General features: G+C 65.5%; 13 protein-coding genes. 5 read left to right on the top strand and 8 right to left on the bottom strand.

The genetic code is table 11. The features are described 5' to 3' along the window. Positions 1-98: 98 nt before the first annotated feature. The 8 genes from IC762_RS07590 to IC762_RS35555 form a co-directional block, all read right to left on the bottom strand. Positions 99-1,412: an ABC transporter substrate-binding protein gene (locus IC762_RS07590; RefSeq protein ID WP_195788201.1), complete on the bottom strand. Its 1,314-nt coding sequence runs from the start codon at positions 1,410-1,412 to the stop codon at positions 99-101. A 355-nt stretch (positions 1,413-1,767) separates the two neighbouring features. Beyond that, a complete protein-coding gene (locus tag IC762_RS07585) occupies positions 1,768-2,721 on the bottom strand; it encodes a sugar-binding transcriptional regulator (protein WP_195788199.1) in 954 nt (317 codons plus the stop codon). Positions 2,722-2,743: 22 nt separating this feature from the next. After that, positions 2,744-3,409, bottom strand: coding sequence for an HAD family hydrolase (locus IC762_RS07580; RefSeq protein WP_195788197.1), 666 nt, complete (start codon positions 3,407-3,409; stop codon positions 2,744-2,746). 59 nt (positions 3,410-3,468) lie between these two features. Continuing rightward, positions 3,469-3,690 carry a hypothetical protein gene (locus tag IC762_RS07575; RefSeq protein ID WP_195788195.1) on the bottom strand — a complete coding sequence of 74 codons (222 nt, stop codon included), beginning with the start codon at positions 3,688-3,690 and terminating at the stop codon, positions 3,469-3,471. A gap of 104 nt (positions 3,691-3,794) precedes the next feature. Beyond that, entirely contained in the window at positions 3,795-4,070 is a 276-nt protein-coding gene (locus tag IC762_RS07570) for a chaperone modulator CbpM (protein ID WP_195788193.1), read from the bottom strand. Then, on the bottom strand, positions 4,067-4,969 hold the full coding sequence (locus tag IC762_RS07565) for a DnaJ C-terminal domain-containing protein (protein WP_195788191.1): 903 nt from the start codon (positions 4,967-4,969) through the stop codon (positions 4,067-4,069). The genes IC762_RS07570 and IC762_RS07565 overlap by 4 nt, the downstream gene beginning before the upstream one ends. A 122-nt stretch (positions 4,970-5,091) precedes the next feature. Then, positions 5,092-5,274, bottom strand: coding sequence for a hypothetical protein (locus IC762_RS07560; protein ID WP_195788189.1), 183 nt, complete (start codon positions 5,272-5,274; stop codon positions 5,092-5,094). Positions 5,275-5,348: 74 nt separating this feature from the next. Continuing rightward, the gene (locus IC762_RS35555) at positions 5,349-6,635 is read right to left on the bottom strand and encodes a YXWGXW repeat-containing protein (RefSeq protein ID WP_210338422.1); all 1,287 of its coding nucleotides are present in this window, start codon (positions 6,633-6,635) and stop codon (positions 5,349-5,351) included. A gap of 459 nt (positions 6,636-7,094) precedes the next feature. Here IC762_RS35555 and clpB point away from each other — a divergent pair, with 459 nt between their 5' ends. From clpB to IC762_RS07530, 5 genes are all read left to right on the top strand, one after another. Then, entirely contained in the window at positions 7,095-9,707 is a 2,613-nt protein-coding gene (gene clpB / locus IC762_RS07550; RefSeq protein WP_195788187.1) for an ATP-dependent chaperone ClpB, read from the top strand. Positions 9,708-9,801: 94 nt separating this feature from the next. Beyond that, on the top strand, positions 9,802-10,074 hold the full coding sequence (locus IC762_RS07545; RefSeq protein ID WP_195788185.1) for a DUF2171 domain-containing protein: 273 nt from the start codon (positions 9,802-9,804) through the stop codon (positions 10,072-10,074). Between the two features lie 113 nt (positions 10,075-10,187). After that, the gene (locus IC762_RS07540) at positions 10,188-11,228 is read left to right on the top strand and encodes a Dyp-type peroxidase (protein ID WP_195788183.1); all 1,041 of its coding nucleotides are present in this window, start codon (positions 10,188-10,190) and stop codon (positions 11,226-11,228) included. 2 nt (positions 11,229-11,230) lie between these two features. Then, on the top strand, positions 11,231-12,046 hold the full coding sequence (locus IC762_RS07535; protein ID WP_195788181.1) for a family 1 encapsulin nanocompartment shell protein: 816 nt from the start codon (positions 11,231-11,233) through the stop codon (positions 12,044-12,046). An 81-nt stretch (positions 12,047-12,127) separates the two neighbouring features. Then, complete coding sequence (locus IC762_RS07530) at positions 12,128-12,322, top strand: hypothetical protein (RefSeq protein ID WP_195788179.1); 195 nt, start codon at positions 12,128-12,130, stop codon at positions 12,320-12,322. Positions 12,323-12,326: the final 4 nt, after the last annotated feature.

Below are 12,326 nucleotides of genomic sequence, written 5' to 3'. Positions count from 1 at the left end.
CGGGACAGGATGGCCGCCAGTGGCCCAGCTCGGGAGGATTGAGCTGGTCGGAGGGCCAGGGCGCGTGTCGCGTCCTGGCGTTCAGTGTGCGGGAAGCGCTACTTGATATAGCCCGCGCGCTTCATTTCACGCTCGGTCGAGGACTGGGCAGCCGCCAGCGCGGCATCGACCGTGGACGAGCCCGAGAGCGCGGCCGAGAATTGCTGGCCCACCGCGGTGCCGATGCCCTGGAACTCGGGGATCGCCGCATATTGCACGCCGACATAAGGCACCGGCTTGACGGTCGGGTGGCTCGGATCAGCCGCATCGATCGAGGCCAGCGTCATCTTGGCGAACGGCGCCGCCTTCAGATAGTCGGGGTTCTTGTAGAGCGAGGTGCGCGTGCCGGGAGGGGCTGCGGCCCAGCCTTCCTTGTCCGCGACGAGCTTGCTGTAATCCTTGCTGGTCGCCCAGGCGATGAACTTCTGGGCCGCGTCGACCTTCTTCGAGCCGGCGGGGACCGCGAGGCTCCACGCCCACAGCCAGTTGGCGTTCTTGCCGAGCCCGGTGTTCGGGGCCAGCGCGAAGCCGACCCTGTCGGCGACCGAGGATTCCTTCGGGTTGGTCACGAACGACGCCGCCACCGTGGCATCGATCCACATCGCGCATTTGCCGGCGTTGAACAGCGCGAGGTTCTCGTTGAAGCCGTTCGAGGAGGCGCCGGGAGGGCCGGCCTGCTTCATCAGGTCGACATAGGTCGTCAGCGTCTTCTTCCATTCCGGCGAATTGAACTGCGGCTCCCACTTCTCGTCGAACCAGCGCGCGCCGAACGAATTGGACATCGCGGTCAGGAACGCCATGTTCTCGCCCCAGCCGGCCTTGCCGCGCAGGCAGATGCCGTAGACGCCGGCGTTCTTGTCGGTCAGCTTCTTGGCGGCATCGACCACGAAGTCCCAGGTCGGGCTGTCCGGCATCTTCAGGCCGGCCTTGTCGAACAGGTCGGTGCGGTACATCACCATCGAGCTCTCGCCATAGAACGGCGCGGCGTAGAGCTTGCCGTCGACCGAGACCGCGTCGCGGATCTTCGGCAGGAGGTCACCGACGTCGTAGTCGGCGCCGAGCTTGTCGAGCGGCACCAGCCAGCTCTTCTTGGCCCAGATCGGAACTTCGTAGGTGCCGATGGTCAGGACGTCGAACTGGCCGCCCTTGGTGGCGATGTCGGTGGTCACGCGCTGGCGCAGCACGTTCTCTTCGAGCGTCACCCATTTGACCGTGATGTCGGGGTTCTTGGCGGTGAATTCGCTGGTGAGCCCCTGCATGCGGATCATGTCGCCATTGTTGACGGTCGCGATCGTCAACGTGGTCTGGGCCAGCGAGGGAGCGGATATCAATATGGCTGCGGCGCCCGCAACGGCGCAAAGGACGTTTTTCAAGGTGACCTCCCATATGTCACGTTGAGCATATGCCCACGTGTTGAGCGTATGTTCATCCTGTCGCCAAATTTTGTCAAGCCGGCGCGAAGGTCGGCGCGCGCGATTGTGGGTTCCGCTACACGCTGGGATGGAGTTGTGCAGCTGCGAAGACGACGCTGAGCATTCGACAAAGTCAGGTCGAATTTGCGACTGCGGCGGGACTGCGCTCCCTCGCCCCGTTCTTACGGGGAGAGGGTTGGGGTGAGGGGCCGCTTCCGCATTGATGGTGACAGGGAGTTTGCGGAGACTCCCCCTCACCCGAAACGCATCTACGATGCATTTCGACCTCTCCCCGCAGGCGGGGCGAGGTGAAGAGCTATCGATCGAGCACGGCGCGCGCGGTCGCCTCGTCGGTGATCAGCCCATTGACCACCCTGCCCGCCAGCGCGGCCTTGATCGCCGGCACTTTTGCCGTACCGACCGCGGCGCCGATCGTGGTCGCTTCCGCCGGGATCTGCGGCGGAATGCTGGTCAGGCGTTTGTTGGTGCCGCCCTTGATCAGCTTGCCCTTGGCGTCATAGGCCCAGCCGGTCACCTCACCGATGGCGCCGAGCCGCATCATCTCCAGCAGCTCCTCGCGGGTGACGAAGCCATCGACATGGACCTGCGCCTTCTGGTCCATCTGGCCAATGCCGATCAGCCGGAGATCGGCCTTGGCGGCCACCGCCCGCACCCGCGCGATCGGATCGATCCGGATCATGCGGTTGCGCTCGTCCTCGCTTGACATCAAGAACGGCAGCGGCATCGGGTAATGCCGCGCGCCGGTGCGGTCGGCGAGCCGCCCGACCGTGTCGTAGAAACTCGCCGAGCCGTCGGTCGAGATATTGCCGACCAGCGAGACGATCTGGTGATCGGGCCGCTCGACCGGCGAGACGCGCTCGACCGCGGCGCGCACCGCGCGGCCGGTGCCGAGCGCGACGATGACAGGCGTTTCCGCGCGCAGCGTCATCTCCAGCAGATTGGCGCTGCGCTCGGCGATCCCGGCGGTCGACAGCGGCGCCGCCGGATCGGTCGGGACCACATCGCAATGCACCAGATCGAAGCGCGCCTTGAGCCGGGATGCCAGCTCCATGCAGGCCGCGATGGGATGCTCGAGACGAAACGTGATCAGCCGCTCCGCCAGGCACAGCGACACCAGCCGCTGCGCCGAGGCGCGCGACACCTGCAGCATCTTGGCGATTTCATCCTGGGTGTGGCCGGCGATGAAATAGAGCCAGCCGGCGCGCGCCGCGTCGTCGAGGCGGGACTTTTCATTGTCGGGCGGCGCCATTGTTCGTCCGTCAGCCTTGAGATCAGCCTTGCGTCCAGAAATCGGTCATCGAAGCGAAGATTCGATCCGCTCCGGCGTCCCGGAGCAAATCACCGGCATCCCGCGCGCGGTAGTGGGCGCCGCCGACGAATCCCCAGACTTTCATGCCGGCCGCCTTCGCCGCCTGCACCCCGCTGACGCTGTCTTCGATCACCAGCGTCCGGCGCGGCTCGCATCCCATCCGGCTCGCCGCAAGCAGGAACAGATCCGGCGCCGGCTTGCCGTGCTTGACCATCTGGGACGTGTAGAGATGCTGCCCGAAATGAGACGAGAGGCCGGTCAGATACAGTGAAAATCTGACACGTTCGAGATCACTCGATGATGCGACACAATGCGGCAGGCGCAAATCGGCCAACACGGTCGCGACACCCAAGATCGGCTTGAGCTCGGTGCGGAATGTCTCGCGCACCTCGCCTGCCAGCGAGTCGAGGAAATCGGGCGGCAAGGGCTGTCCAAGGCTTTGGCAGTAATCGATCACGGCAGCCGTGCTGCGCCCGAGGAACAGTACGAGCACCTGTTCGGTGCTGACGGCGACGCCTGCCCGGCCCAATGCCTCGGACAGGCAGCGGCAGCTCAGCTCCTCGCTGTCGACGAGCACGCCGTCGCAGTCGAAGATGACGAGATCGGTGTCGGGAAGCCTCGTATCCATCCCGACATGAGATCATATGCTCACCATCTGAGCAATAGATCACGAATTGTGGCGATGGCTCAGCCGCCAAGGAATGCGGGGGCCAAGTCTTCCTGCACGATGATGTTGGCTGCCTGTGCCGTCAGCTCGCTGCCGACCAGGTCGAGATTCTTGGCGGCCTCGAACAGCATCGATCTGACGTCATCCGGCGTCAGCACGCCCTTGGCGACCAGCTTGCGCACCAGCGCCTGCAAAATAAGAACGTCGATCTCGCCGTGAGCAAGCTGCGTCGGCTTTTCCATCTTGATCGTCTCCTGAGATACACATCCCGATCTGACCGCACCTTAGCGCTTCTTTTTCGGAAACCGCTTCGCACTTTGCGCTAACGCGGCCGTGCCGGTCCGGATCATGCTTCGGGTGGGGCGAGATCCTGCTGCAATTGCGCGAAGGCGCGGCGCAGGCCGTGAAGCTGATCGACCAGATGCAGGATGACGTCGATGCCCTCGTCATTGACGCCGAAATCGCCGCTGAGGTCGCGGATCAGATGCGCCCGCGCCACGTCGGCCTCGGAGAAGCTCGGCTCGCTTTCGGTCTGATCGGGAACGAGCCACTGCTGCTCGATCCAGATCTCCAAGGTTTGCACTTCCAGCCCCGCATCGGCGAGGAATTGCTGCTTGTTCATGATGCGCCATCCTCGCGCGGATTGAATGCCTTGCGATCCCATTTTTCGACGAACGCCTCGAGCTCGGGATCGGGTCCCTTCGGCAGCACGACCTTGAGCTTGACCAGCTCATCGCCGTGGCCGCCGCCAAGGCGCGGCGCGCCCTTGCCGCGCAGGCGCATGGTGGTGCCGGAGTTCGATCCCTTCGGGACCGTCATGGTCACGGCACCGGTCGGTGTCGGAACGCGCACCTTGCCGCCGAGCACGGCTTCCACCAGCGAGATCGGCAGCTCCAGCGCGATGTCATCGCCTTCGCGGGTGAAGCGCGGGTCGGAGCGCACCTCCACCTCGATCAGCGCATCGCCGGGGCCGCCCTTGCCGGCACCGGGCGCGCCCTTGCCGCGCAGGCGAATGATCTGCCCATCGAGCAGGCCCGGCGGGATCGTCACCTCGAGCGTGCCGCCATCGGGCAAGGTCACGCGCTTGTTCGCACCGGTGATCGAGTCGGCGAAATCGATCGCGAGGCTGTAGTGCAGATCGCGGCCGCGGCGGTTGGCGCGCGCCTGCTCGGCGCGCCGCAACAGCTCGGCAAGGCCGTCGTCGGATTCCATGTAGTCGGCGTAGCCGGAACTGTCGGCATAGGGATGGCCCTCGTCTGCCGTGGCGAAATCCCGGTAGTAGCGATGCTGCGGGCGCTCGGCGCCGCTCTCGTCGATCTCGCCGGCGTCGAAGCGCTTGCGCTTGTCGGCATCGCCGAGCAGATCGTAGGCCGCGGCGACTTCCTTGAATTTCTCTTCGGCCGCCTTGTCGCCCGGATTGAGATCCGGATGCAGCTTCTTTGCCAGCTTGCGATAGGCCTTCTGGATATCGGCCGCTGACGCAGCCGGGGCAACGCCGAGAACCTCGTACGGATTTTTCACATCCTGCTCCGCGACAGCATGAGTGTGCCCGGCGTCATGAGGGCGCAAAATCGGCCGATTTGCAATACCGCTCGGACGCCACCCTGCGACGGGCGGCGCGGGACACATTCATGCCGCGCAGACTAAGACGTGTGTCCTGGGTCCAGATATTTCGGCATATTCTTTTCCTGCTGCGGCGTCATCTTGGCGGTGTCCGGCTTTCCGGGCACACCTCGCGGACCGAGCAGGGCCCGCTGCATATCGTCCTCGCTCAAACGCGGCTTTCCGTCGTCGAGCTGTCCATCGCCGCCGAGTCGCTGTGCCATGATCGACCTCCTCTGGATAATCGCTTGCGCGCGGGCGGCGCGCTCCGCCACATCGAACGGAGCGCGCCGTTGCATCAATGCTGCTCGGGCCGCTTCTCCTCGGCGGGATGTCCCGCGGGAGCCGCAGCATGCGGCGGCACCGCCGGCCGCGCCGCTGGCTGCGGTCGCGCCTCGGGGCGGGCCATCGTCTCCGGCCGCGCTTCCGGTCTCGCCGCTGGCTCCGGTCGTGCTTCAGGCCGCGTCGCCGGCTCCGGTCTCGGCTCGGGTTTCGCGGCAGGCTCTGGTCGGGCGAGTTGCTCGGGCCGCGGCTGCACCTCCGCAGGTCGCTTCTCTTCAACCGCCGGCCGGCTTTCCTGCACCGCGGGCCGTGTCGGCTCTGCCGCAGGCCGTGTCGGCTCTGCCGCGGGCCTCGGCTCGACCCGCGTTTCGGGAGCAGGCGCTGTGGAGGGCCGGCCCTCCTGCACAGGCACGCGCGCCGGGACATCCTTGCCGGGAACCGGAAGCGCGTGGGACTGCTCGGCGGGCGCAACCGCGGGCGCGGCTCCCGGCCGCTTCGGCTCCTCGGCCGGTGGCCGCGCGCCATTCGCGGGCACCGCCTCGCCGGCCGGCCGCGCGCGCACCACGCCCGGCCCCTTCAGCTCACCCGGACGCGCGGTGGCGCCGACCGCCGGCACGCCGTTGTTGGTGCGCTTGAACAGGCTCGGATCCTGGCTCGCGGTCTCCACCTGCTTGCGCTGCAACGGCGTCGGCGCGAAGTGCTGCTCCTTCGCGATGGTCCGCTGCTCGGCGGTCGGCCGCACCTCGATGCCGCCCTTGCCGCCATTGTAGCTGATGTTGTTGATCGTCGTCTGATTGATCGTGACGTTCTTCTCGTAGACGTTGATGATCCGCGCGCCCTGCAGATTGTTCACGGTGCGATTGTAGAAGAACTGGCCATGGTCCCAGCGGCCGCCTTCATAGCCAGCGCCGCCATAGCCGAAGCCATAGTTGATGCCGCCGTAGAAGCCGACGCGATCGCCCCAGTAACCGGGGTGGAAAATGTAGCCGCCTGCGAACCCGCCCCAATAGCCCGGCGTCCACAACAAGCCGGCGCGCGGCGGCTGCACCCAGGTGCCGGGCACCCAATAATAATCGCCACGATCCTCATCCCACGACCAGTAGCCCGGCGACCAGATGTAGCCGGCGCCAGGCACCGGCGGCTGATCATAGGTCGGCAGCGGCGGCGGCGCAGTCTCGACGGCATTGACCGGCGCACAGGCCGCGTCCTGTGCGATCGCGGGCACGGCGGTGATGCTGGTTGTGCCAAGCAACGCCGCAGCGATCGCCGCACGCCACACGGTCTGAGGGAGACGAACTGTCATTGTGAGCCTCTTGTTGGGGAGGTTTGAACGAAGATGCAGGAACAAAGGTTCCCGTGCCGGCGCACGCCGACGCACGTCATCGCTAGCGCCCGAACCTTACACCGGACTGAAATGTCACAGCCGGCGACACAACAAGCGTCGCGTTACGCGAAACGACCCAGACCTCGCCACAATTCAGCCACGCCTGATGTCACGCGCGCGTCGTGCCACCGTCGTTGAACGTCGACGATGGTGACGCGCAACGCAGATGTTCGCCTGTTCGTCTGCTGCGTCAACTCGAGCTGTCGCGTCGCCGGGATGGTTCGGATCGGCATCCGCGCCTGCAATTCTGATGACACGAAGCGGCCGGCAGCCGGAGATTGACACTCCCCGGAAACCGCCACACGATAAGCTCCAACGACGCCATGCCCACAGCTTCCTTGCGGCAATCGAGCAATTTTTCTGCCTTGAGGTGCCACGATGAACATAGAGAAATACACCGATCGCCTGCGTGGCTTCATTCAATCGGCGCAGTCGCTCGCAATGCGCGAAGGGCACCAGCAATTCTCCACGCTGCACATTCTGAAGGTGCTGCTCGACGACAATGAAGGCCTTGCGGCCGGTCTGATCGACCGCGCCGGCGGCAATTCGCGCGCGATCCTGCAAGCGACCGAGGACGCGCTCGCCAAGATGCCGAAGGTGAGCGGCGCCGGCGCGGGACAGATCTACCTGGCGCCGGACACCGCGCGTGCCTTCTCCGCCGCGGAGCAGGCCGCCGACAAGGCCGGCGACAGTTTCGTCACGGTCGAGCGGCTGTTGCAGGCACTCGCCGCTGACAAGGACGGCGACGCAGGCAAACTGCTCGCAAAGGGCGGTGTCACGCCACAGAATTTGAACGCAGCGATCAATGCGCTGCGCAAGGGCCGCACCGCCGACAGCGCTTCGGCGGAAAATGCCTATGACGCACTGAAGAAATATGCCCGCGACCTGACCCAGGCCGCGCGCGACGGCAAGCTCGATCCGGTGATCGGCCGCGACGAGGAGATCCGCCGCACGATTCAAGTTCTGTCGCGGCGGACCAAGAACAATCCCGTGCTGATCGGCGAGCCCGGCGTCGGCAAGACCGCGATCGTCGAGGGCCTGGCGCTGCGCATCCTCAACGGCGACGTGCCGGAGAGCCTGCAGGACAAGGCGTTGCTCGCGCTCGACCTCGGCGCGCTGATCGCGGGCGCAAAATACCGCGGCGAGTTCGAGGAGCGGCTCAAGGCGGTGTTGCAGGAAGTGACCTCGGCTGAAGGCGGCATCATCCTGTTCATCGACGAGATGCATACGCTGATCGGCGCCGGCAAGGCCGACGGCGCCATGGACGCCTCCAATCTCTTGAAGCCAGCGCTCGCTCGCGGCGAGCTGCACTGCATCGGCGCCACCACGCTCGACGAGTATCGCAAGCATGTCGAGAAGGACGCAGCGCTGGCGCGGCGCTTCCAGCCGGTATTCGTATCGGAGCCGACCGTCGAGGACACCATCTCGATTTTGCGCGGGCTGAAGGACAAATACGAGCAGCATCACGGCGTGCGCATCTCCGACGCGGCGCTGGTCGCCGCCGCGACCTTGTCGAACCGCTACATTACCGACCGCTTCCTGCCCGACAAGGCGATCGACCTGATGGACGAGGCCGCGGCGCGGCTGAAGATGCAGGTCGATTCCAAGCCGGAAGAACTCGACTCGCTGGACCGCGAGATCATCCGGCTCAAGATCGAGCAGGAGGCGCTGAAGAAGGAGAGCGACCGCGGCTCGCGCAGCCGCCTCGAGACGCTGGAAAAGGATCTCGTCGAGCTGGAGAAGAAGTCGGCCGACATGACCTCGAAATGGCGCTCCGAGAAGAGTAAGCTCTCCGATGCGCAGAAGATGAAGGGCGAGCTCGATGCACTGCGCGTCGAGCTGGCCAATGCGCAGCGCCGTGGCGAATTCCAGAAGGCGGGCGAGCTGGCCTATGGCCGCATTCCCGAGCTGGAGAAGAAGCTCGCCACGGTCGAGGCCAGCGAGACCTCGTCGGCCAGCGAGACCGTGACTGCCAACAACATCGCGCAAGTGGTGTCGCGCTGGACCGGCGTTCCCGTCGACAAGATGCTGGAAGGCGAGAAAGACAAGCTGCTGAAGATGGAGGAAATGCTCGGCAAGCGCGTCGTCGGCCAGGCCGAGGCGGTACGCGCGGTGTCGACCGCGGTCCGCCGCGCGCGCGCCGGGCTGCAGGATCCGAACCGGCCGATCGGCTCGTTCATGTTCTTGGGTCCCACCGGCGTCGGCAAGACTGAGCTCGCAAAGGCGCTCGCCGAATATTTGTTCGACGACGAGACCGCGATGATCCGTCTCGACATGTCCGAATACATGGAAAAGCATTCGGTGGCGCGGCTGATCGGGGCGCCGCCCGGCTATGTCGGCTATGACGAGGGCGGCGCGCTGACCGAGGCGATCCGGCGGCGGCCGTATCAGGTCGTGCTGTTCGACGAGATCGAGAAGGCGCATCCGGATGTCTTCAACGTGCTGTTGCAGGTGCTCGACGACGGCCACCTGACCGACGGCCAGGGCCGCACCGTCGATTTCCGCAACACGCTGATCATCATGACCTCGAACATCGGCGCGGAATATCTGGTCAACCAGCCGGAGGGCCAGGGCACGAGCGCGGTGCGCGACCAGGTGATGAACATGGTGCGCGCGCATTTCCGTCCTGAATTCCTCAACCGCATCGACGAGATCATCCTGTTCCACCGCTTGCAGAAGAGCGAGATGGGCCGCATCGTCGAGATCCAGTTCGCGCGGCTGCGCAAGCTTCTCGAGGACCGCAAGATCGAGCTGGAGCTGGAGCCCAAGGCGCGCGACTGGCTCGCGGAAAAGGGTTGGGATCCGGCCTATGGTGCCCGCCCGCTGAAACGCGTGATCCAGCGCAGCGTGCAGGACCCGCTCGCCGAAATGATCCTCGCCGGCGAGGTCCGCGACGGCGCGCAGGTCAAGATCTCCGCGACCAAAGCCGGTCTCACCTTCAACGGCAAGAAGCCGGAGAGCGCATCGGCCGACGAGTTCGAGCAGGCGTGAGCCCATCCATCCGATCACGCTGACCGCGCGCGATGTCATCGCCACGTCGTCTGCCGGCAGCATATGCAAGCAGGCCTTCAACCAGGAGGAAGCCATGTCGCAACACAACATCAAGGACGGGATGGACGTGATCGGCGCCGACGGCGTCCATGTCGGCACGGTCGACCGCGTCGAGGACAAGCGCATCAAGCTCAAGAAGAGCGACAGTGGCGATGGGCAGCACAAGGGCCATCATCACTACATCGAGCTCGGCTTCGTTGCCGGCGTCGAAGGCACGAAGGTACGCCTGTCCGCCAACGCCGCGATTGCGGTGACGCTCGAGGAGGAGCAATCCGGAAAGCCGATCGGGCCCTCCGCGGAAGCCTAGATATCCGGCCCTTGTAAAGGTTCCATCGGCATGCTCCTCTCCAAATGCTTGGGCGCCTGCGGACGTCCTGCCCCCGCCCGTGGTCGTGAAAGCAGTTCGATAAGGAGAGATGCGTGCCATCAGCCGTTCCGCAACCGGTCGCTGCGAAGCTGACACGCGCCGCCATCTTCCTTGCGGTCACGATCAAGCCGGATCCGGCTTACGACAGGGTGGTGCGATCGCTGTGCGGCGATCTGGCGGCGCTGGTGCGCGCCGTCGGCTTTCGCGATCTCGAGGGCCGGCTGTCCTGCGTGATGGGGATCGGCTCGGACGCCTGGGACCGGCTGTTCGGCGCGCCGCGGCCGAAGGATCTGCATCCGTTCCGCGAGATCCACGGCGTGCATCACGCCGTCGCCACGCCGGGCGATCTGCTGTTTCACATCCGCGCCGTGCCGATGGACCTGTGCTTCGAGCTGGCGAACCAGATCATGACGCGGCTCGGCGACGCGGTCGCCTCGGCGGACGAGGTGCACGGCTTCAAATATTTCGACGAGCGCGATTTGCTCGGCTTTGTCGACGGCACCGAGAATCCTGAGGACCAGGCCGCAACCGACGCCACCATCATCGGTGGTGAGGATGCGGCCTTCGCCGGTGGCAGCTATGTGATCGTGCAGAAATACCTCCACGACCTCGGCAAGTGGAATGAGCTGCCGGTCGAGATGCAGGAGAAGATCATCGGCCGGAAAAAGCTGTCCGACATCGAGCTCGATGACAGCGTGAAGCCGAGCTACGCGCACAACGCCCTGACCACCATCGTGGAGAACGGCGAAGAGCTCGACATCGTCCGCGACAACATGCCGTTCGGCAACATCAGCAAGGGCGAGTTCGGCACCTACTTCATCGGCTACGCCAGGTCGCCGCACCGGATCGAGCTGATGCTTCAGAACATGTTCATCGGCAAGCCGCCGGGCAATTACGACCGCCTGCTCGACTTCAGCCGCGCCGTGACCGGCATGCTGTTCTTCGTGCCGTCGGCGCCGTTCCTCGAGGATGCCGCGAACGCGGCACCTGCCGCGCCGTCGCCGGCCAATGAGGATCAGGCCGACGCGGCGCCCACAGCCAAAATGCCGCCGTCCGACGGCTCGCTCGGGATCGGCTCACTGAAAGGAAGTTGAACATGAACAACCTTCATCGCGCCTTAGCCCCGGTCTCGGACGCAGCCTGGGCTCAGATCGAGGAAGAAGCTTCGCGGACGCTGAAGCGCCATCTGGCGGCGCGCCGTGTCGTCGACGTCGACGGCCCGAAGGGCACGGATTTTGCCGCGGTCGGCACCGGCCATCTCAAGCAGATCGCGAAGCCGGGCGACGGCATCGAGGCCAGGCAGCGCGAGGTCCGCCCGCTGGTCGAGCTGCGCGTTCCGTTCGAGCTGACGCGCCAGGCGATCGACGATGTCGAGCGCGGCTCCAATGATTCCGACTGGGACCCGCTGAAGGAGGCCGCGCGGAAGATCGCGTTCGCCGAGGACCGCGCGGTATTCGATGGCTACGCCGCCGCGGCCATCGAGGGCATTCGCCCGGGCTCCAGCAACCCGGTGCTGACGCTGCCGTCGAGCGTCAAGAATTACCCGAGCGTGGTCGCGCAGGCGGTGAGCCAGCTGCGGCTGGCCGGCGTCAACGGCCCCTACGCGCTGTTGCTCGGCACCGAGCCATATACCGCAATCGGCGGCGCGACCGACGACGGCTATCCGGTGCTGACGCACATCCAGCGCCTGGTCGAAGACAGGATCATCTGGGCGCCGGCGATCGAAGGCGGCGTCGTGCTCACCACCCGCGGCGGCGACTTCCAGCTTTCGATCGGCCAGGATCTGTCGATCGGTTATCTCGGCCATTCGGCGACGGCCGTGCAGCTCTATTTCCAGGAGACCATGACCTTCCTGATGCTGACCAGCGAGGCTTCCGTGGTGCTGGCGCCGGAGGCGAAGAAGGCCGGCTGACCGCTGCCGCATACATCGCGCGGGCGGCGCCACCGCCCGCGACGAGGATCCGTCAAACGCGAACATGGAGAGGAGACCCTGATGCAGGAATACGATCTCTACATCAACGCGAAGAAGGCTTCGGTCGGTCTCTACGTCCGCAAAGGCGCCGGCCTTCCCGATCTCTCCGATGCCAAGGATTGGGTGTTCGACGGCACCTCGGCGCAGGCCAACCTGCCGCCCCAGATCGTGAAGGAGATCGAGGCCAACGGCCACGCCTTCCGCGATATGGATTGAGCGC

The organism is Bradyrhizobium genosp. L, from assembly GCF_015624485.1.
Classification (GTDB): Bacteria; Pseudomonadota; Alphaproteobacteria; order Rhizobiales; family Xanthobacteraceae; genus Bradyrhizobium.
This window is presented reverse-complemented; position numbering and strand designations above follow the sequence as displayed.